The 19,515-nt window shown below is 60.9% G+C and carries 17 protein-coding genes; 9 read left to right on the top strand and 8 right to left on the bottom strand.

From position 1 onward, the window contains the following. Positions 1 to 33: 33 nt before the first annotated feature. The 4 genes from ACGSLL_RS07000 to ACGSLL_RS07015 all read right to left on the bottom strand — a co-directional run bounded on the left by ACGSLL_RS07000 (position 34) and on the right by ACGSLL_RS07015 (position 4,799). Entirely contained in the window at positions 34 to 1,995 is a 1,962-nt protein-coding gene (locus ACGSLL_RS07000; protein WP_394504382.1) for an acyltransferase family protein, read from the bottom strand. A 138-nt stretch (positions 1,996 to 2,133) separates the two neighbouring features. Next, the gene (gene rho / locus ACGSLL_RS07005; RefSeq protein WP_003229334.1) at positions 2,134 to 3,393 is read right to left on the bottom strand and encodes a transcription termination factor Rho; all 1,260 of its coding nucleotides are present in this window, start codon (positions 3,391 to 3,393) and stop codon (positions 2,134 to 2,136) included. 247 nt (positions 3,394 to 3,640) lie between these two features. Beyond that, positions 3,641 to 3,970: a thioredoxin TrxA gene (trxA, locus tag ACGSLL_RS07010; RefSeq protein ID WP_003206727.1), complete on the bottom strand. Its 330-nt coding sequence runs from the start codon at positions 3,968 to 3,970 to the stop codon at positions 3,641 to 3,643. A gap of 121 nt (positions 3,971 to 4,091) precedes the next feature. Continuing rightward, positions 4,092 to 4,799 carry a FadR/GntR family transcriptional regulator gene (locus ACGSLL_RS07015; protein WP_394504386.1) on the bottom strand — a complete coding sequence of 236 codons (708 nt, stop codon included), beginning with the start codon at positions 4,797 to 4,799 and terminating at the stop codon, positions 4,092 to 4,094. A 257-nt stretch (positions 4,800 to 5,056) separates the two neighbouring features. On the opposite strand from ACGSLL_RS07015, the gene ACGSLL_RS07020 reads away from it, so the two are divergent. The 5 genes from ACGSLL_RS07020 to ppx all read left to right on the top strand — a co-directional run bounded on the left by ACGSLL_RS07020 (position 5,057) and on the right by ppx (position 9,614). After that, a complete protein-coding gene (locus tag ACGSLL_RS07020) occupies positions 5,057 to 5,842 on the top strand; it encodes a transporter substrate-binding domain-containing protein (protein ID WP_394504388.1) in 786 nt (261 codons plus the stop codon). A 21-nt stretch (positions 5,843 to 5,863) separates the two neighbouring features. Then, on the top strand, positions 5,864 to 6,532 hold the full coding sequence (locus ACGSLL_RS07025; RefSeq protein WP_394504390.1) for an amino acid ABC transporter permease: 669 nt from the start codon (positions 5,864 to 5,866) through the stop codon (positions 6,530 to 6,532). Further along, the gene (locus ACGSLL_RS07030; protein WP_394504392.1) at positions 6,529 to 7,179 is read left to right on the top strand and encodes an amino acid ABC transporter permease; all 651 of its coding nucleotides are present in this window, start codon (positions 6,529 to 6,531) and stop codon (positions 7,177 to 7,179) included. The genes ACGSLL_RS07025 and ACGSLL_RS07030 overlap by 4 nt, the downstream gene beginning before the upstream one ends. Beyond that, positions 7,166 to 7,903 carry an amino acid ABC transporter ATP-binding protein gene (locus ACGSLL_RS07035; RefSeq protein WP_394504394.1) on the top strand — a complete coding sequence of 246 codons (738 nt, stop codon included), beginning with the start codon at positions 7,166 to 7,168 and terminating at the stop codon, positions 7,901 to 7,903. The genes ACGSLL_RS07030 and ACGSLL_RS07035 overlap by 14 nt, the downstream gene beginning before the upstream one ends. A gap of 208 nt (positions 7,904 to 8,111) precedes the next feature. After that, a complete protein-coding gene (ppx, locus tag ACGSLL_RS07040; protein WP_208939308.1) occupies positions 8,112 to 9,614 on the top strand; it encodes an exopolyphosphatase in 1,503 nt (500 codons plus the stop codon). Positions 9,615 to 9,881: 267 nt separating this feature from the next. Here the strand turns inward: ppx and ppk1 are convergent, their stop codons facing one another. Then, complete coding sequence (gene ppk1, locus ACGSLL_RS07045) at positions 9,882 to 12,107, bottom strand: polyphosphate kinase 1 (protein WP_394504397.1); 2,226 nt, start codon at positions 12,105 to 12,107, stop codon at positions 9,882 to 9,884. Positions 12,108 to 12,125: 18 nt separating this feature from the next. Further along, on the bottom strand, positions 12,126 to 13,139 hold the full coding sequence (gene hemB / locus ACGSLL_RS07050; protein WP_394504399.1) for a porphobilinogen synthase: 1,014 nt from the start codon (positions 13,137 to 13,139) through the stop codon (positions 12,126 to 12,128). Between the two features lie 208 nt (positions 13,140 to 13,347). Here hemB and ACGSLL_RS07055 point away from each other — a divergent pair, with 208 nt between their 5' ends. Together ACGSLL_RS07055 and elbB are read left to right on the top strand one after the other, a co-directional pair. Then, positions 13,348 to 14,007 (top strand): DedA family protein, encoded by a 660-nt coding sequence (locus ACGSLL_RS07055; RefSeq protein ID WP_394504401.1) that lies wholly within the window; start codon positions 13,348 to 13,350, stop codon positions 14,005 to 14,007. Positions 14,008 to 14,173: 166 nt separating this feature from the next. Further along, positions 14,174 to 14,842: an isoprenoid biosynthesis glyoxalase ElbB gene (gene elbB, locus ACGSLL_RS07060; protein ID WP_394504403.1), complete on the top strand. Its 669-nt coding sequence runs from the start codon at positions 14,174 to 14,176 to the stop codon at positions 14,840 to 14,842. Between the two features lie 129 nt (positions 14,843 to 14,971). On the opposite strand, the gene ACGSLL_RS07065 is transcribed toward elbB, so the two are convergent. Together ACGSLL_RS07065 and ACGSLL_RS07070 are read right to left on the bottom strand one after the other, a co-directional pair. After that, a complete protein-coding gene (locus tag ACGSLL_RS07065; RefSeq protein ID WP_394504405.1) occupies positions 14,972 to 15,427 on the bottom strand; it encodes a YaiI/YqxD family protein in 456 nt (151 codons plus the stop codon). 95 nt (positions 15,428 to 15,522) lie between these two features. After that, positions 15,523 to 17,421: an FTR1 family protein gene (locus ACGSLL_RS07070; RefSeq protein ID WP_394504407.1), complete on the bottom strand. Its 1,899-nt coding sequence runs from the start codon at positions 17,419 to 17,421 to the stop codon at positions 15,523 to 15,525. Positions 17,422 to 17,601: 180 nt separating this feature from the next. Here ACGSLL_RS07070 and ACGSLL_RS07075 point away from each other — a divergent pair, with 180 nt between their 5' ends. Beyond that, on the top strand, positions 17,602 to 19,008 hold the full coding sequence (locus ACGSLL_RS07075) for a COG3014 family protein (protein WP_394505003.1): 1,407 nt from the start codon (positions 17,602 to 17,604) through the stop codon (positions 19,006 to 19,008). Between the two features lie 113 nt (positions 19,009 to 19,121). Next, the gene (locus ACGSLL_RS07080; protein WP_394504409.1) at positions 19,122 to 19,502 is read left to right on the top strand and encodes a YcfL family protein; all 381 of its coding nucleotides are present in this window, start codon (positions 19,122 to 19,124) and stop codon (positions 19,500 to 19,502) included. Positions 19,503 to 19,515 lie beyond the last annotated feature (13 nt).

Here is a 19,515-nt window from a genome sequence, read left to right on the forward strand (position 1 = left end):
GGCAAACAGCAGCCCGTCAGTGCCGGGCATCGATCATTGGCGGCTGGTGCCCAGCAACATCGGCGCAAACAACGGGCTCAAACGGGCGCTGCCGGCGTCGGAAAGATGATCGGCGTCCTTGTATTGCGAATGGCCGTCGACATCGATCATGCACAGGCCGTCCTTGCACATCAGCGGCGTCGGGTCGATCACATGAATTCCAGCATCGGCAGCGCTCATCGAGCCGAACAGACCGGTGAAAAACTGCTGCCGCGCCAGATGCTCAGCCAACGGCCGACCAAGGCCTTCGGCCGAGCGGCCAACCCGCGCAAGGCTGGTCAGGCGGCTGATGTAACTCTTGTGCTGCAATGGCACTTCCTTGAACAACCAGACCTGCACGCCCGCCTCACGCAGTTCGCTGACTTGCGCCTTGATCGCCGCCGCCATGCGTGTCTCCGATTGCGCCACATTGCGTGAGGGATCGAGCAGGAACTGCTTGTCGCCGTCGCCGTCCTCACGGCCGTAGACGTACAGACTCCAGTTCGCCGCCAGCACCACGTCCTTGATGCCCAGATCACGCACCAGCTGCATGTTGCGCTGGTTGAACTGCTTGCACTGCGCACGAAGGGCATCGTCGATGATCGGTGGGCATCCGGTCAGGCTGTACAGCCACACCGGCTGGCCATCACGCTGGCTATTGCCTTCGATGGCCGGCAGCAGCGCGGCGGCGTGGCTGTCGCCCCAGAACATTTTCGTCGGCGCGATCTGCTGATCACCGCCCACGCGACAAGCCTTGTCCAGGGTCTTGTCCTTGCTCATGTGCATGCACTTCATTTGCCCGGCGTTCCACTCCTGGGACTGCGCATACTCAAGTGCCTTGCCGCTCAGACGTTGCGGCACGCCGTCGGCCGAACGGATGGCCGAGCCAACCACCGCCAGCGCGGCGATGGACACCAGGCCACCGACCAGCACCGAGTTCCGGCTGGCAAACACACGTTTCTCGCGAAACGGCAGCTCGACAAAACGCAGACTCAGCCACGCCAACGCCACGGCCAGGGCGATCCAGCCAAGCGCTTCAAGCGGCTGGATGCCATCGATTGAGATCGCGTTGGCGTACACGTAAATCGGCCAGTGCCAGAGATACAACGAGTACGACAGCAGACCGATCCACACCATCGGCCGCAGGCTCAACAACTGGCCGGCCAGTGTCGGACCGCGTGCGCCAGCCCAGATCAAGGCAGTCGTACCGAGTACTGGCAGCAAGGCTGCCCAGCCCGGGAACACCGTGGATTTGTCAAAGGTGAAGACCGCCAGCAGCACCGCGGCCAGCCCGGCCATGCCGACCGCCTGCCGGACCCACAGCCGCGGCGCATGCTTGGCCGCCGGCAGCACCGCGAGCATGGCGCCGCAGAGCAATTCCCAGGCGCGGGTCGGCAGGGAGAAAAAGGCGAATTCCGGGCGACGCTCGATGTAGACGATGTTCAGCCCGAACGACACCAGCAGCACGGCGAACAGCATCCAGCGCCAATGCCGGACATAGCGCATCAACAGCACCATCATTAGCGGGAAGAAGATGTAGTACTGCTCTTCGACGGCCAGCGACCAGGTATGCAATAAGGGTTTGAGATCGGAGGCCGGCTCGAAGTAGCCGTCCTCGCGCATGAACAGGATGTTGGAAATGAACAGCGACTGGTAACGGATCGTCCGCCCCAGATCGGACAGGTCTTTGGCAGTCAGTAACAACCAGCCCAGCGCCAGCGTCACCACCACGACCACGGTCAATGCCGGCAGGATACGTCGGGCGCGACGCCCCCAGAAATCGAGGAAGCTGAAGCGCTGGGCACTGATTTCACGGAACAGGATCGAGGTGATCAGAAAACCGGAGATGACGAAAAAAACGTCGACGCCGACGAAGCCGCCGCTGAATGTATTGAATCCGAAATGGAACAGCACGACGGGAAGAACCGCGAGTGCGCGTAAACCGTCGATATCACGGCGATTGCCAAACGTGTGCATGAAAACCTTACCTGTTCTGGATACAAAGTCCCTTGAAGGCGCGAAGTTATCAGTCGGGCAAACTTCAATCCAGACACAAATAAATCGCGGGCAAAAAAAAGCGCCCCTTACGGAGCGCTCCTTTCAACGGCTTGCGTGTTACTTGCGCTTCATCGACAAGAAGAACTCGTCGTTGGTCTTGGTCGTTTTCAGCTTGTCGACCAGGAATTCGATGGCAGCGACTTCGTCCATCGGGTGCAGCAGCTTGCGCAGAATCCACATGCGCTGCAGTTCGTCGTCGGCGGTCAGCAACTCTTCACGGCGGGTGCCGGAGCGGTTGATGTTGATGGCCGGGAACACACGCTTTTCGGCGATCTTGCGATCCAGCGGCAGTTCCATGTTGCCGGTACCCTTGAACTCTTCGTAGATCACTTCGTCCATCTTCGAGCCGGTTTCAACCAGCGCGGTGGCGATAATGGTCAGCGAGCCGCCTTCTTCGATGTTCCGCGCGGCACCGAAGAAACGCTTCGGTTTCTCCAGGGCGTGGGCATCGACACCACCGGTCAGAACCTTGCCGGAGCTCGGGATCACGGTGTTGTAGGCACGGGCCAGACGGGTGATGGAGTCGAGCAGGATCACCACGTCTTTCTTGTGTTCGACCAGGCGCTTGGCCTTCTCGATCACCATTTCGGCAACCTGGACGTGACGTGTCGGCGGCTCGTCAAACGTCGAGGCAACCACTTCGCCGCGCACGGTGCGCTGCATTTCGGTCACTTCTTCCGGACGTTCGTCGATCAGCAGCACGATCAGGTGCACTTCAGGGTTGTTGCGCGCGATGTTCGCCGCGATGTTCTGCAGCATGATCGTCTTGCCGGCTTTCGGCGGCGCAACGATCAGACCACGCTGGCCTTTGCCGATCGGCGCGCACAGGTCGATCACCCGACCGGTCAGGTCTTCGGTGGAACCATTGCCGGCTTCCATTTTCATGCGCACGGTCGGGAACAGCGGGGTCAGGTTCTCGAAGAGAATCTTGTTTTTCGCGTTCTCCGGACGATCGAAGTTGATCGTGTCGACCTTGAGCAGTGCGAAATACCGCTCGCCTTCCTTCGGAGGGCGGATCTTGCCAACGATGGTGTCACCGGTGCGCAAGTTGAAGCGGCGGATCTGGCTCGGCGAGACGTAGATATCGTCCGGGCCGGCCAGGTAGGAAGCGTCTGCGGAGCGCAGGAAGCCGAAGCCGTCCTGGAGAATCTCCAGCACGCCATCACCGGAAATTTCCTCGCCGCTTTTCGCGTGTTTTTTCAGCAGGGAGAAAATCACGTCCTGCTTGCGCGAACGGGCCATATTTTCTATGCCCATCTGTTCGGCTAATTCGAGCAGTTCGGTAATCGGCTTTTGCTTGAGTTCAGTCAGATTCATATAGGAATGACGTAATCATTTATGGAGGGGGGAAATTAAGCTTTTGGCTTAATGAGGCCGCGCCGCGGAGAAGGCGACAGGATCGCGAACTAATTCGAAAAGGAGTGCGTCGGCGACGGCTAGCAGGGGGCAGTGGAGAAACCAGTGCGGGGCCGAATGTACCACCTGAGTTTCGGAGCGTCTAGCCCTGAATACGCAAAAAGCCCCGCGATTTGCGGGGCTTTTTTTCAACGATTTACCGTGACGCTCAGATGTTGGCGTCGAGGAAAGCCGCCAGCTGCGACTTCGACAGTGCGCCGACCTTGGTCGCTTCAACGTTGCCGTTCTTGAACAGCATCAGCGTCGGGATACCACGCACGCCGTGCTTGGCCGGGGTTTCCTGGTTTTCGTCGATGTTCAGTTTGGCGACGGTCAGCTTGCCTTTGTAGGTCTCGGCAATCTCGTCCAGAACCGGTGCGATCATTTTGCAAGGGCCGCACCATTCAGCCCAGTAGTCGACCAGGACAGCGCCTTCGGCCTTGAGTACGTCGGCTTCGAAGCTAGCGTCGCTAACGTGTTTGATCAGATCGCTGCTCATGGAATTCTCCAGGTTGTAAGCAAAAAAACGTGGCCCATCATAGCCGCCCTTCCCGTGTTCAGGAAGCCGCAGTTGATTGAGTCTTGCTATGGTGACTGATTGAGTTTGGGTATGGTTCAAGTCAGCCGGCGGCGGGGGCGATAAACGCGATTCCAGTGCGCAGGGCCGCGTTGCGCACATGTTCCTGCATGGCTTTTTGCGCCGCAGCCGACGCGCGGCGGGCCAGGGCGCGGAGAATCTTGCGATGTTCCTGCCAGGTTTCCATGGCCCGCTCGGCGCGGATGAACGGCAGTTTCTGGCTTTCGAGAAAGATCTCGGCGCTGGCGGTGAGGATGCTCAGCATCGCCTGATTGCCGCTGGCCAGCAGGATCCGTCGATGAAATTCGAAGTCGAGTTTTGCCGCCGCTTCGAAATCGCCGGCGCGCAATTGCTCACGCATCGCCGCGACGTTGTCCTCGAGTGCATCCAGGTCGAACGTGCTCAGCGTTACCGCTGCCAACCCTGCCGCAAATCCTTCCAGCGCATAGCGCAACTGAAAGATATCCAGCGGCGAGGCCTGCGCCGCAAAGGCCCATCCCGGTGCGCTGTCGCCATTGGCCAGTTCCATCGGTGCCTGCACGAACACCCCTTTGCCCGGCTGGATACTGACCACGCCCAGCGCACTCAGCGAGGACAACGCCTCACGCAACGACGCGCGACTGACGCCCAGTTGCAAGGCCAGATCCCGTTGTGACGGCAAGGCATCGCCGGCGCTGAAGCCCTGTTCGGTGATCAGTTTGCGGATCGCTTGCAGCGCCACTTCGGGTACCGCACGGGAAATCGAGTTCATGGTTTTTCGGACGCGCCAGGGTCAATGTGCGGCTAGTTGTAAAGCTATTCGGCGGGCCCGGCAAGTCGTGCCCCAGCGGGGTTCGGTGCGCACCAGCGATGCGCCATCGGGGTGCGAAAAGCCTGCCGACTGTTCAGACCAGTAAGACCGAACGAAGCCGCTGAAACCGCGGCCTGGCGCAATGAAAGCGCAGTCTTGGCACGGCCCATGCTCTGTCTGATCGCAGAAATCACTTCCCGCCGATCCGGAGATTGTCCATGACCCAGCGTTACAGCGCCCTCCTCGCTTCCCTGTTTGCCGGCCTGCTGCTGTGCCAGGCTCCCGCTCACGCCGACGGTCTGGACGACGTGGTCAAACGCGGCACGCTGAAAGTCGCGGTGCCCCAGGACTTCCCGCCGTTCGGTTCGGTCGGCCCGGACATGAAACCCCGTGGCCTGGACATCGACACCGCGAAACTGCTGGCCGACCAGCTCAAGGTCAAACTTGAGCTGACTCCGGTCAACAGCACCAACCGCATTCCGTTCCTGACCACCGGTAAGGTCGATCTGGTGATCTCCAGCCTCGGCAAGAACCCCGAGCGCGAGAAAGTCATCGACTTCTCCCGCGCCTACGCCCCCTTCTACCTCGCCGTGTTCGGCCCGCCAGACGCTGCGATCAGCAGCCTCGACGACCTCAAAGGCAAAACCGTCAGCGTCACCCGTGGCGCCATCGAAGACATCGAACTGAGCAAAGTCGCCCCCGAAGGCGTGACCATCAAGCGCTTCGAGGACAACAACTCGACCATCGCCGCCTACCTCGCAGGGCAAGTCGACCTGATCGCCAGCGGCAACGTGGTGATGGTCGCGATCAGCGAGAAGAACCCGAAACGCGTGCCGGCGCTGAAAGTGAAGCTCAAGGATTCGCCGGTGTATGTCGGCGTGAACAAGAACGAAGCCGCGTTGCTGGCCAAGGTCAACGACATCCTGACCACCGCCAAGGCTGACGGCGCGCTGGAAAAGAATGCGCAGACCTGGTTGAAAGAACCGCTGCCGGCCGATCTCTGATCGACGACGCGGGAGACTTTCATGGCTTATCAGTTCGATTTCTTGCCGGTGGTGGAAAACACCGACCTGCTGCTGCGCGGGGCGCTGTTCACTCTTGAGTTGACCGCCATCGGCGCGCTGCTCGGGGTAGGCGTCGGCATTGTCGGCGCACTGGTGCGAGCGTGGAACATCCGCCCGTTTGCGGCGATCTTCGGCGTCTACGTCGAGTTGATCCGCAACACGCCGTTTCTGGTGCAGTTGTTCTTCATTTTCTTCGGCCTGCCGTCCCTCGGCGTGCAGATTTCCGAGTGGCAGGCGGCGGTGCTGGCAATGGTGATCAACCTTGGCGCTTATTCGACGGAGATCATCCGTGCCGGCATTCAGGCAATTCCGCGCGGGCAACTGGAAGCGGCTGCCGCGCTGGCGATGAGTCGCTTCGAGGCGTTCCGCCATGTGGTGCTGCTGCCGGCGCTGGGCAAGGTCTGGCCGGCGCTGAGCAGCCAGATCATCATCGTCATGCTCGGCTCGGCGGTGTGTTCGCAGATTGCCACCGAAGAGCTGAGCTTCGCCGCCAACTTCATTCAGTCGCGCAACTTCCGCGCCTTTGAAACCTATGCGCTGACCACCCTGATCTACCTGTGCATGGCGCTGCTGATCCGCCAATTGCTCAACTGGATCGGCCGGCGCTATATCAGCAGGAGCCGGGCATGAGCGACTTCACTTTCTGGGACATCCTGCGCAACCTGCTTACCGGCCTGCAATGGACGCTGGCACTGTCGCTGGTGGCGTTCATTGGCGGCGGCATCGTCGGGTTGCTAATCCTGATCATGCGCATCTCGAAAAACTCGCTGCCGAGCAGCATTGCCCGCACCTGGATCGAGCTGTTTCAGGGCACGCCGCTGTTGATGCAGCTTTTTCTGGTGTTTTTCGGCGTGGCGCTGGCCGGGGTCGAAATCTCGCCGTGGATGGCCGCCGCGATTGCCCTGACCTTGTTTACCAGCGCTTATCTGGCGGAGATCTGGCGCGGTTGCGCCGAGTCGATTCCCAACGGCCAGTGGGAAGCCTCGGCGAGCCTGGCGCTCAATCCGCTGGAGCAATTGCGTTACGTGATCCTGCCGCAGGCGCTGCGCATCGCCGTGGCGCCGACCGTGGGCTTCTCGGTGCAGGTGGTCAAAGGCACTGCAGTGACTTCGATCATCGGCTTTACCGAATTGACCAAGACCGGCGGCATGCTCGCCAATGCCACGTTCGAACCGTTCATGGTCTACGGCCTCGTCGCCCTCGGCTACTTCCTCCTTTGCTACCCCTTGTCCCTCAGTGCGCGCTACCTGGAAAGGAGACTGCATGCCTCTGCTTAGAATTTCCGCCCTGCATAAATACTACGGCGATCACCACGTTCTCAAAGGCATCGACCTCAGCGTCGAGGAAGGCCAGGTCGTGGCAATCATCGGCCGCAGCGGCTCGGGCAAATCGACCCTGTTGCGCACCCTCAATGGTCTGGAGTCGATCAATGACGGCGTGATCGAAGTCGACGGCGAATACCTCGACGCCGCCCGCGCCGACCTGCGCAGCCTGCGGCAGAAAGTCGGCATGGTGTTTCAGCAGTTCAACCTGTTCCCGCACCTGACCGTGGGCGAAAACGTCATGCTCGCGCCGCAGGTGGTGCAGAAAGTGCCGAAGGCCAAAGCGGCCGAGCTGGCGCGCGAAATGCTCCAGCGAGTCGGCCTGGGCGAGAAATTCGATGCATTCCCGGATCGGCTGTCCGGCGGCCAGCAGCAGCGCGTAGCGATCGCCCGGGCCTTGGCGATGTCGCCGAAGGTGCTGTTGTGTGACGAGATCACCTCGGCGCTCGACCCGGAACTGGTCAACGAAGTCCTCGCCGTGGTCCGGCAACTGGCCAAAGAAGGCATGACGCTGATCATGGTCACCCACGAAATGCGCTTTGCCCGCGAAGTCGGCGACAAACTGGTGTTCATGCACCACGGCAAAGTGCATGAAGTGGGCGATCCGAAGGTGTTGTTTGCCAACCCGCAGACGGCGGAGCTGGCGAACTTTATTGGTAGCGTCGAAGCGACTGCCTGAAGGCTCCGCGTCGTCGGGGCTGTCGCCTTCGCGAGCAGGCTCGCTCCCACATTGGAACGCGGTCACCTGTGGGAGCGAGCCTGCTCGCGAATGGTCGCGCCGCGGTCTCAAGCTTTTCTGCGCGGGATCAACGGTTTGAACCGTGCGCGTTGGCGTCAGCGTGTGATCGTGGCACGATGGCAGGGTTATCGACCGAGACCCCCTGACCATGCCGCAATCCCAAGCCAAGAATCTGTCCCTGATCGCCGCAATCGACCTGGGCTCCAACAGCTTTCATATGGTCGTGGCCAAGGCCCAGAACGGCGAAATCCGCATCCTCGAGCGCCTCGGCGAAAAGGTGCAACTGGCCGCCGGCATCGACGACGCGCGCCAGCTCAACGAAGAATCCATGCAGCGCGGTCTCGACTGCCTCAAGCGCTTCGCTCAACTGATCAACGGCATGCCGCTGGGCGCCGTGCGCATCGTCGGCACCAACGCCCTGCGCGAAGCACGCAACCGGATCGAATTCATCCACCGCGCCGAAGAAATCCTCGGCCACCCGGTGGAAGTCATCTCCGGCCGCGAAGAGGCACGTCTGATCTACCTCGGCGTTTCCCACACCCTCGCCGACACACCGGGCAAACGTCTGGTCGCCGACATCGGCGGCGGCAGTACCGAATTCATCATTGGCCAGCGTTTCGAGCCACTGCTGCGCGAAAGCCTGCAGATGGGCTGCGTGAGCTTCACCCAGCGCTATTTCAAGGACGGCAAGATCACCCCGGCCCGTTACGCACAGGCGTACACCGCGGCGCGGCTGGAGATCATGAGCATCGAGCACGCCCTGCACCGCCTGACCTGGGATGAAGCGATCGGCTCCTCGGGCACCATCCGCGCCATCGGCCTGGCGCTTAAGGCCGGCGGCCACGGTACCGGTGAAGTCAACGCCGAAGGCCTGGCCTGGCTCAAGCGCCGGCTGTTCAAGCTCGGCGATGTCGACAAGATCGATTTCGAAGGCATCAAACCTGACCGCCGCGCGATCTTCCCGGCCGGCCTGGCAATTCTCGAAGCAATCTTCGACGCCCTCGAACTGCAACGCATGGATCACTGCGAAGGCGCCCTGCGTGAAGGCGTGCTCTATGACCTGCTCGGCCGCCATCACCACGAGGATGTGCGCGAACGCACCCTGACCTCGCTGATGGAGCGCTACCACGTTGACCTCGAACAAGCGGCGCGGGTCGAGCGCAAAGCCTTGCACGCATTCGATCAGGTCGCGGCAGACTGGGAGCTGGATGACGGCATCTGGCGCGAACTGCTCGGCTGGGCGGCGAAAGTCCACGAAGTCGGCCTCGATATCGCTCACTACCATTACCACAAGCACGGCGCCTACCTGATCGAGCACTCCGACCTCGCCGGGTTCTCCCGCGAAGACCAGCAAATGCTCGCCCTGCTGGTACGTGGCCACCGGCGCAATATTCCCAAGGATAAGTTCGCCGAATTCGGCGATGACGGCATCAAGCTGATTCGCCTGTGTGTGCTGCTGCGCTTTGCCATCCTGTTCCACCATATTCGCGGCACGCAGGCGATGCCGCAGGTAGTGCTGCATGCCAATGGCGACAGCCTTGAGGTGGAATTTCCGGAGAACTGGCTGGATGAAAATCAGCTGACCCAGGCGGATTTCGGGCTTGAGGCGGACTGGCTGACGCGGGTGGGGATTGTGCTGACAGTTCACTGATTAGCGGGCAGGTGCAAAAAAGGCGATCCGTTGGGATCGCCTTTTTATTGGCTGCACGGCTGGATTTTGGCGGTGCGCTTTGGATCGATCCCCCTCACCCCAGCCCTCTCCCCCAAGGGGAGAGGGGGAAAGGGAGCCGACCGCGTGCAGTTCAGAACCTGAGTTCGACTCGATGCTTCAGGTCGGCGTAGCTCGAAAAGACACCTCGGTCAGTCCCCTCTCCCTCTGGGAGAGGGCTAGGGTGAGGGGCTTTTGATTTTCAAGGCCTCAACTGCTCACCGGCAAAATCGGACTGCCCAACCGCTCCAGCAACGTCGCCTGCGCACTGCGCGGGTTCTGGTTGCCGGTCGGCGTGTTGCGGATGTAACGGCCGTCTGACTGCAGGCTCCAGCTGTGGGTGTTGTCAGTCAGGTACAGCTCCAGCTCTTTCTTGACTCGGGTCAGCAATTTTTTGCCTTCCACCGGGAAGCAAGTCTCGACGCGCTTGTCGAGGTTGCGCTCCATCCAGTCGGCGCTGGAGAGGAACATCTGCTCGTCGCCGCCATTGAGGAAGTAGAACACCCGCGTGTGTTCGAGGAATCGGCCGATGATCGAGCGCACATGGATGTTGTGCGAAACCCCGGCGATGCCCGGCCGCAGGCAGCACATTCCGCGTACCACCAGATCGATGCGCACGCCCGACTGGCTGGCCTTGTACAGCGCGCGGATGATCTTCGGATCGGTCAGCGAGTTGAACTTGGCGATGATGTGCGCCGGTTTGCCGTCGAGCGCAAATTGCGTCTCGCGGGCGATCATGTCGAGCATGCCTTTCTTCAGGGTAAACGGCGCATGCAGCAGCTTTTTCATGCGCAGGGTTTTACCCATGCCGATCAACTGGCTGAACAGTTTGCCGACGTCTTCGCACAAGGCGTCGTCGGAAGTCAGCAGGCTGTAGTCGGTGTAGAGCTTGGCGTTACCGGCATGATAGTTACCGGTACCGAGGTGGGCGTAACGCACGATTTCGCCGGCCTCGCGACGCAGGATCAGCATCATCTTGGCGTGGGTCTTGAAGCCGACCACGCCGTAGATCACCACCGCACCGGCCGCTTGCAGGCGGCTGGCCAGTTGCAGGTTGGACTCTTCGTCAAACCGCGCACGCAGTTCGATGACCGCCGTGACTTCCTTGCCGTTCCGCGCGGCGTCCACCAGCGCATCGACGATTTCCGAGTTGGCGCCCGAGCGGTACAGCGTCTGGCGCACTGCCAGCACATGCGGATCTTTTGCCGCCTGACGCAGCAGGTCGACAACGGGGGTGAACGACTCGAACGGGTGCAGCAAGAGGATGTCCTGCTTGCTGACCACACTGAAAATGTTTTCGCTGTTCTGCAGCAGTTTCGGGATCTGCGGGGTGAACGGCGTGTATTGCAGCTCCGGGTGGCTATCCAGACCGGTGATGCTGAACAGCCGCGTCAGGTTGACCGGGCCGTTGACCTGATACAGCTCGGTCTCGCTCAGGTTGAACTGCTTGAGCAGGTAGTCCGAGAGGTGTTTCGGGCAAGTGTCGGCAACTTCCAGACGCACCGCGTCGCCGTAGCGCCGCGAGAACAACTCGCCACGCAGCGCGCGGGCCAGGTCTTCGACGTCTTCGGAGTCGAGCGCCAAGTCGGCGTTCCGGGTCAGCCGGAACTGGTAGCAGCCTTTTACCTTCATGCCCTGAAACAGGTCATCAGCGTGCGCATGAATCATCGACGACAGGAACACATAGTTGTCGCCGGCGCCGCCGACTTCTTCCGGTACCTTGATGATTCGTGGCAGCAGACGCGGCGCCGGGATGATCGCCAGACCGGAGTCACGACCAAAGGCGTCGATGCCTTCGAGCTCGACGATGAAGTTCAGGCTCTTGTTTACCAGCAACGGGAACGGGTGCGTCGGGTCGAGGCCGATCGGCGTGATGATCGGCGCGATCTCGTCGCGGAAATAGCGGCGTACCCAGGTCTTGAGCTTGGTCGTCCAGTTGCGCCGACGGATGAAGCGCACCTGGTGCTTTTCCAGCTCCGGCAGGAGGATGTCGTTGAGGATCGCGTACTGACGATCAACGTGACCGTGGACCAGCTCGCTGATCCGCGCCAGCGCCTGATGCGGCTGCAAGCCGTCAGCGCCGGCCTGTTCACGGGCGAAGGTGATCTGCTTTTTCAGCCCGGCGACGCGGATTTCGAAGAATTCGTCGAGGTTGCTGGAGAAGATCAGCAGGAACTTCAGCCGCTCCAGCAATGGGTAGGACTCGTCCAGCGCCTGTTCGAGCACGCGGATGTTGAATTGCAGTTGCGAGAGCTCGCGGTGGATGTACAGGCTGCTGTCATCCAGGCCGGGGATAGCGATCGCCGGCACCGCCACTGCGGGTTCGGCGACCGGCGCGGGTGGCGCAGGCTCGAGTTCCGGCGGGGTCTCGGCGATCTGCTCGACCACCGGTTGAGCTTCTTTTACGGCAACTTCAGTGAGTCCTTCGGTATTCATCGCATGTTCCTGGGAGGGCTATTTCTGCTCTCGTAACAATTGAGCGGCACGAACGGCAAAGTAAGTCAGGATGCCATCTGCGCCGGCACGTTTAAAGGCGGTCAGTGATTCAAGAATCACCGCTTCGCTCAACCAGCCATTCTGAATGGCGGCCATGTGCATGGCGTACTCGCCACTGACCTGATAGACGAAGGTCGGCACCTTGAAGGCATCTTTGACCCGAAAAAGAATGTCCAGGTACGGCATGCCGGGCTTGACCATGACCATGTCCGCGCCTTCGGCCAGGTCCGCACCGACTTCGTGCAGCGCTTCGTCGCTGTTGGCCGGGTCCATCTGGTAGGAGGCCTTGTTGGCTTTGCCGAGGTTGCTGGCCGAGCCGACCGCATCACGGAACGGGCCGTAATAGGCGCTGGCGTACTTGGCCGAGTAGGCCATGATCCGCACGTTGACGTGGCCGGCAATTTCCAGCGCTTCACGAATGGCCTGAATGCGACCGTCCATCATGTCCGACGGTGCTACGACTTGCGCACCGGCTTCGGCATGAGACAGCGCCTGGCGGACCAGTGCGTCGACAGTGATGTCGTTCTGCACGTAGCCGTCTTCGTCGAGGATGCCGTCCTGGCCGTGGGTGGTGAACGGATCCAGCGCCACGTCGGTGATGACGCCCAGTTCCGGAAAACGCTGACGCAGCGCGCGGGTAGCACGCTGGGCAATGCCTTCAGGGCTCCACGCTTCGGCAGCGTCGAGGGATTTGAGTTCCGGTGGAGTGACCGGGAACAGCGCCAGCGCCGGAATCCCCAGCTCCACCCACTTGGCCGCTTCTTCGAGCAGCAAGTCGATCGTCAGCCGCTCCACGCCAGGCATCGACGCCACGGCTTCGCGACGGTTTTCCCCGTCGAGCACGAACACCGGCAGAATCAGGTCATCGACCGTCAGCACATTTTCCCGTACCAGCCGACGCGAAAAATCATCACGTCGGTTGCGACGCAGACGAGTGGCTGGGAACAGGCGATTGGCGGGGGTAAAGCTCACGGCGGACTCCTGAGCCCGGGCAAAACGGGCGAGCGTGACAGTTATAGACGGCCATTATGACCAACAGATGACAGTAATGTGTGCCCCGTGTCACGTAGCCGCATTCCATTGTCAGCGTAGGAAATGTTCACGTCGAGACACATTTGGACACTTTCATGAATGTGTCCGAAGGGTTAGGCTGCGCGTTCATTTCGCCAGCACCCAGACAATGCTCCAACAATTTCTGCATGACTTTGGCTACTTTGCCTTGTTTCTCGGCACGTTCTTCGAAGGCGAAACCATTCTGGTGCTCGCAGGCTTCCTCGCGTTCCGCGGATACATGGACATCAACCTGGTGGTGGTCGTGGCCTTCTGCGGCAGTTATGCCGGCGATCAGCTGTGGTACTTCCTCGGCCGCAAGCACGGGCGCAAATTGCTCGCGCGCAAACCACGCTGGCAGCTGATGGGCGACCGCGCGCTGGAGCACATCCGCAAGCATCCGGACATCTGGGTCCTGAGTTTCCGCTTTGTCTATGGCTTGCGCACGGTGATGCCGGTGGCGATCGGCCTGTCGGGTTATCCGCCGGGACGTTATCTGTTGCTCAACGGCATTGGTGCGGCGATCTGGGCCACGGCACTGGCAGCGGCGGCGTATCACTTCGGTGCGGTGCTCGAAGGCATGCTTGGCAGTATCAAAAAGTACGAGCTGTGGGTGCTCGGCGCCTTGCTGATCCTCGGGCTGGGCCTTTGGCTGCGTCGTCGCTTCAAGAATGCGCAACTGGCGAAGAAAATCTATCAGGACGAGCAGATCGCCAAAGCCGCCGAGGCCGAGCAGTTGCATAGGGCCGAAGCGACGAATCCTGCCGAGCCGAAAACGCCAGCCGAATAATCCATTCGCTGACGGCCGCCCCGCGCCGCCCAGCAAATAATGAACACCCCGCCGTCGTTGCGATCCATTGAGAGAGCGCTCTGCCCCCGCGAGCCGCCGACCGTGCCCTATGGCAACCCGCGGCGATTTAGAGGACATTGAGCGCCATGAATCTGGAGAGAAGCCCATGAGCAAAAAAGTTGCAGTGATCCTGTCCGGCAGTGGCGTTTACGATGGCGCCGAAATCCAGGAAAGCGTGATCACCCTGCTGCGCCTCGATCAACGTGGCGCGCAGGTGCAGTGCTTCGCGCCGAACATCGCGCAATTGCATGTGATCAATCACCTGACCGGCGAGGAGATGCCCGAGTCGCGCAATGTGCTGGTGGAATCGGCACGCATTGCCCGGGGCAACGTCAAGGATATCCGCGACGCCGACGTCGAGGCGTTCGACGCGCTGATCGTGCCGGGCGGTTTCGGTGCGGCGAAAAACCTCTCGAACTTCGCCATCGAAGGCGCTGGCTGCAGCGTACAGCCTGAAGTACTGGCGCTGGCCGAGGCGTTTGCCGAAGCCGGCAAACCGGTCGGGCTGATCTGCATTTCTCCGGCACTGGCAGCGAAGATCTACGGCCCCGGCGTGACCTGCACCATCGGTAACGATGCCGATACCGCCGCGGCGATGAGCAAAATGGGCGCGACCCACGAAGAGTGCGCGGTCACCGATATCGTCGAAGACAAGGCGCGCAAACTCGTCACAACTCCCGCCTACATGCTGGCGCAGACCATCAGTGAAGCGGCGTCGGGCATCAACAAACTGGTCGACCGCGTGCTCGAGCTGACCCACGAGAACGACGCCTGATCATTGCCTGCATGCAAACCCGACTGTGGGAGCGAGCCTGCTCGCGAAAGCGCTGGATCAGGCAACTCTGTGTTGAATGACCCACCGTCTTCGCGAGCAGGCTCGCTCCCACAGGGACTTGTGTAGGGCTCAGGGTTTGCGGGTGAGACGGGTGAGAATCCGGTCCAAAGCATTGGCAAACGCCTGCTTCTCCCGTTCGCCAAACGGCGCCGGCCCGCCGCTGAGCTGGCCCTGTTCACGCAGGTCGGTGAACAGGTTGCGCACCGCCAGGCGCTCGCCCATGTTCTGTGCATCGAACTCCTTGCCGCGCGGATCCAGCGCTGCCACGCCTTTCTTCACCAAGCGGTCGGCCAGCGGGATATCGCTGCAGATCACCAGCTCACCGGGCGCCGCATGCTCGACCAGATAGTCGTCAGCCGCATCCGGCCCGCTCGGCACCACGATCAGTTTGACGATCGCCAGCCCCGGCTTGGTTTGTGGCTGCCCGGCCACCAGCACCACTTCGAACTGGCGCTTGAGGGCGAACTTCACCACCAGATCCTTCGCCGCCCGCGGGCAGGCGTCGGCATCGATCCAGACACGCATTTTCTTTCTCCAAAAACAAAGGCTCGCCCCCACAGGATACACACCGACCCTGTGGGAGCGAGCCTGCTCGCGAAGTGAGCGCCAGCGAATGCCTGTTAAGCGGCGACGCGGCGTTTCTCAGCCATCCAGCTACGCCCATACAGCACCACAATCGCCAAAATCGCCACTGCCTGCGCCGCCAACGAATAGGCATCGGCGTGAATACCCAGCCAGTCGAAGTCGAAAAACGCCACCGGCCGTGTGCCGAAGATCCCGGCCTCTTGCAGGGCTTTTACGCCATGCCCGGCAAATACCACCGACAACGCGCACAGCAGCGCCGCGTTGATGCTGAAGAACAACGTCAACGGCAGCTTCGCCGAACCGCGCAGGATCACCCAGGCCAGCCCGACCAGCAGCACCAGCGCCGTCGCCCCGCCCGCCAGCACCGCGTTGTGCCCGGCAGGTCCGGCCTGCAACCACAGGGTTTCGTAGAACAGGATCACTTCGAACAGCTCGCGATACACCGAGAAGAACGCGAGAATTGCGAAGCCGAAACGCCCGCCACCGCCGACCAGGCTGCTTTTGATGTAATCCTGCCACGCGGCCGCATGCCGACGGTCATGCATCCACACGCCGAGCCACAACACCATGACGCTGGCGAAGAGCGCCGTCGCGCCCTCAAGCAATTCACGCTGCGAACCGCTGACATCGATCACGTACGCCGCCAGCGCCCAGGTGCCCAGACCGGCCAGCAATGCCAGCCCCCAGCCAACGTTGACGCTGCGCACCGCCGATTGCTGGCCGGTATTGCGCAGGAACGCGAGGATGGCCGCCAGCACCAGAATCGCTTCCAGGCCTTCGCGCAGCAGAATCAGCAGCCCGGAGATGTAGCTCAGCGACCAGCTCAGGCCATCGCTGCTGCCCAACAGACCGGCCGACTCCTGGAGTTTGGCCCTGGCCGCGTCCAGACGTTGCTCGGCCTGTTCGACCGACAGACCGTCCTGCAAGGATTGCCGATACGCCATCAGCGATTTTTCGGTGTCCTTGCGTACGTTGGCATCGACGTTATCCAGCGAACTTTCAACCAGCTCGAAGCCTTCCAGATAAGCCGCCACCGACAGATCGTAAGCCTGATCGTGCTCACCGGCGCGGTAGGCCGCCAGACTCTTTTCCAGCGTCGCCGCGGTGTAGTCGAGCAACTGCGCCGGGCCACGTTTGACCTGCGGCGGCTGCGCCCGTTGTGCACGGAACGTCGCCGCAGCTTGCGGGCCTTCGGCGGCCTGCACTTCGGCCGGGGTCTGGCGGGCCAGGTCGGCGATGTTGTAGGTCTTGTCGGCTTTTGCAGCCGTAGCATCGGCACTGAAACCGGCGATGTAGGTCGCCAGATCCCAGCGCTGCCGATCGTCGAGCTGATCGGCAAACGCCGGCATATCGGTACCTTCGACGCCCTGGCCGAGGGTGTTGTAGATCGCGTACAGACTCAGGTGATCGATCCGCGCCGCATCGCGCAGATTCGCGGGCGCCGGAGACATGCCGAGCGCGGCCGGGCCGTCACCGGCACCGCTATCGCCGTGGCACACCGAGCAGTTCTGCGCATACAGCGGTGCGCCGCGAGTCGGGTCGGGGGTGATGATCGGCGCCTGGCTGACTTCGTATGCCACCGCCAGTTGCGCACCCAATTGCCGCGCCTGCCGCGCCACCTCTGCACCGTCCTGCCTGGCGCTGATTGCAGCGTGCAGAGCGCCGACACCCTGTTCCAGTGCGGCTTTTTCCGGTTTGGCCGGCATGCCGGCAATCAACCCTTGCAGCGCCTGGGTGAATTCCAGTTGCTCGCGATATTCGGCGTCATCGACGACTTTCCCGGCCTCGACCGTTGGCGGGTAATCCGCACTGATGTAATCGAGCAGGTGCAACGCCTGCGGCGCGCCTTCCACGGTATCGGCCAGCAGCGGCAGGCTGCTCAGGGCAAACAACGGGAACAGCAGCCAGGCCAGCAATCGGGACGAGGCAGTCATGAACGAGTCTCAAATGGAAATGCGAAGTTACATATTGTTCACTTCGCAGACGTTTCACTCAAGCTTTGTCGCTTGCAAAGTGATCTCAGACTGATGCAATGGCAATTTCAGACGCTGATCGAATCGCCCTTATACTGCGTCATCTCCCCTGCCCTGCCGTTCAAGGAAGAACTCGTTTCCATGCGCCAACGCTTGCTGTTTCTGCTGATCAGTGCCGTTTTGCAATTGAGCGGTTGCGCCGCCTATCGTGACTACGATCAGGAAATGCAGCGGACCATCGATCGGATAGCGGAGGGCAATCTCAACGAAGCGCTGTACCTGCTGCAGTTGAACAACCCTTGGGAAAACAAGGATCTGCTCTATTACCTGGAGCGCGGCGCCATTCTCAGCGCCGGCAATGCTCTGCCGCAAAGCCAGGCAGCTTGGCGGGCCGCTGAGCAGATAATTGTTCAGCGCGAAGACGCCATCCCTTCGGCGCCGATGAAGTTGCTGGCTCGATTCGCCGATGAAATGGGCACGACGCTCGTTAATGACAAGCTGCTGCGCTATGAAGGTTACGACTACGAAAAGGTCATGTTGACCACTCAGATGGCTCTAAACCAACTGGCGAGCAATGATTTCGACGGCGCCCGCGCCGACATTCGCAAAACCCATGAACGTGAAGCCCTCATCGCCCGCCAGCGAGAACAGCAATACTCGCAAGCTGAAGAAGAAGCCAAACGTCAGGGCATCACCCTGCATTACAAAGATCTTGAAGGTTATCCAGTGGCAATCCTTGACGCCCCGCAAGTGGTCGAGCTGAGGAATGGCTACCAGAGTGCATTCAGCCATTATCTGGCAGGTTTCACCTACGAAGCCCTGGGTGAGCGCACGCTCGCCGCGCCGGGTTACCGTCAGGCTATCGAGCTGCGCCCCGACCTGCCGGCGCTTGAAAAGGCGCTGCGCAACCTGGACAAGCCCGGACCGGGCAGCGACGAAAGTGATGTGCTGATCGTGGTGCAAAGCGGTTTTGCGCCAACACGCAGCTCGGTAAAAGTGCCAATCCCGGTGCGGGTGAACGAGAACCTTACGATCATCGCACCCATCTCATTCCCGGTATTGCTACCGAACGTGATCAAGCGCGACGTTTCGAAGATTGTCGTCGATGGCCGCACATATCCGCTGACCATGATCAGCAGCACAACCGACATGGCCATGCGTACCTTGCGCGATGACATGCCTCAGATCATTGCTCGTGCCATGTTCCGGGCGAACATGGCGGCCATCGGTCAAGCGCAGAAAAATCAAAGTGATCCAGCCCATGCTTCGCTGGTCGTCACCGCTCAAGACCCTTTTGAAGAAGCCGACACGCGTACCTGGCGCACGCTGCCAGACCAAACCCTGGTCACCCGGCTACGCCTGAAAAAAGGTCTGCACCGTGTGCGTTTTCCGTTTTACTACGAAGGTGCCGCGTTCACGGTACGCGTCGATCAAAGCCATCAGGTAATTGATTTGCGGGTTATCACCGAGCAGACATTTTACGTAGGCTCCGCGCAAGTGCTAACCGATAACGCCACCACCGAGAGGATCGACATGCCGAAGCAGTAATGGCACCTTAATGGCAGCCAACCCGCGCCTGCGTCAAGTCTCAGCAACGCCCCACGTAATCGGCAAACACATGACGTCAATCACCTGCATCCCTTGAAAATCGGAGTCTTTGCATGGATTTCAAACTCATCGCGGTCGTCGCCATCGCTTTGCTGGCAAGCGGCTGTGCCTCGCCGCAGCCACCTGTACCCGCACCTGGCAGCGCCGCAAGCAAAGTCATGGTCATGGGCCCGCAGAAATATATCGTCGTCGAGGCCATGCGTGTCGCCCGCGAAAACGGCTTCATGTTAGTCGACGTGCAATTGAGCAACTCCGCAGAGAAAAACAAGACGCTGTATTACCGCTTCGCCTGGCTTGGTGCGGAAGGTTTCCCGGTCGCCGAGGAGGAAGTCTGGAAAAGCCAGGTCCTGTACGCCTCCCAGAATCGCTTCATCCAGGGCATCGCTCCAACGCCAAAAGCCGTGGACTTCCGCCTTGAACTGAAGACACCTTAACGGCGCCACCCCA

The sequence above is a fragment of the Pseudomonas retamae genome, assembly GCF_043496865.1.
In the GTDB taxonomy this organism is placed as follows: domain Bacteria; phylum Pseudomonadota; class Gammaproteobacteria; order Pseudomonadales; family Pseudomonadaceae; genus Aquipseudomonas; species Aquipseudomonas retamae.

What these genes read in the sequence shown, in the direction of transcription:
- ACGSLL_RS07000 (WP_394504382.1), bottom strand. Translation starts at nt 1,995, where the DNA reads ATGCACACGTTTGGCAATCGCCGTGATATCGACGGTTTACGCGCACTC.
- rho (WP_003229334.1), bottom strand. Translation starts at nt 3,393, where the DNA reads ATGAATCTGACTGAACTCAAGCAAAAGCCGATTACCGAACTGCTCGAA.
- trxA (WP_003206727.1), bottom strand. Translation starts at nt 3,970, where the DNA reads ATGAGCAGCGATCTGATCAAACACGTTAGCGACGCTAGCTTCGAAGCC.
- ACGSLL_RS07015 (WP_394504386.1), bottom strand. Translation starts at nt 4,799, where the DNA reads ATGAACTCGATTTCCCGTGCGGTACCCGAAGTGGCGCTGCAAGCGATC.
- ACGSLL_RS07020 (WP_394504388.1), top strand. Translation starts at nt 5,057, where the DNA reads ATGACCCAGCGTTACAGCGCCCTCCTCGCTTCCCTGTTTGCCGGCCTG.
- ACGSLL_RS07025 (WP_394504390.1), top strand. Translation starts at nt 5,864, where the DNA reads ATGGCTTATCAGTTCGATTTCTTGCCGGTGGTGGAAAACACCGACCTG.
- ACGSLL_RS07030 (WP_394504392.1), top strand. Translation starts at nt 6,529, where the DNA reads ATGAGCGACTTCACTTTCTGGGACATCCTGCGCAACCTGCTTACCGGC.
- ACGSLL_RS07035 (WP_394504394.1), top strand. Translation starts at nt 7,166, where the DNA reads ATGCCTCTGCTTAGAATTTCCGCCCTGCATAAATACTACGGCGATCAC.
- ppx (WP_208939308.1), top strand. Translation starts at nt 8,112, where the DNA reads ATGCCGCAATCCCAAGCCAAGAATCTGTCCCTGATCGCCGCAATCGAC.
- ppk1 (WP_394504397.1), bottom strand. Translation starts at nt 12,107, where the DNA reads ATGAATACCGAAGGACTCACTGAAGTTGCCGTAAAAGAAGCTCAACCG.
- ACGSLL_RS07055 (WP_394504401.1), top strand. Translation starts at nt 13,348, where the DNA reads ATGCTCCAACAATTTCTGCATGACTTTGGCTACTTTGCCTTGTTTCTC.
- elbB (WP_394504403.1), top strand. Translation starts at nt 14,174, where the DNA reads ATGAGCAAAAAAGTTGCAGTGATCCTGTCCGGCAGTGGCGTTTACGAT.
- ACGSLL_RS07065 (WP_394504405.1), bottom strand. Translation starts at nt 15,427, where the DNA reads ATGCGTGTCTGGATCGATGCCGACGCCTGCCCGCGGGCGGCGAAGGAT.
- ACGSLL_RS07070 (WP_394504407.1), bottom strand. Translation starts at nt 17,421, where the DNA reads ATGACTGCCTCGTCCCGATTGCTGGCCTGGCTGCTGTTCCCGTTGTTT.
- ACGSLL_RS07075 (WP_394505003.1), top strand. Translation starts at nt 17,602, where the DNA reads ATGCGCCAACGCTTGCTGTTTCTGCTGATCAGTGCCGTTTTGCAATTG.
- ACGSLL_RS07080 (WP_394504409.1), top strand. Translation starts at nt 19,122, where the DNA reads ATGGATTTCAAACTCATCGCGGTCGTCGCCATCGCTTTGCTGGCAAGC.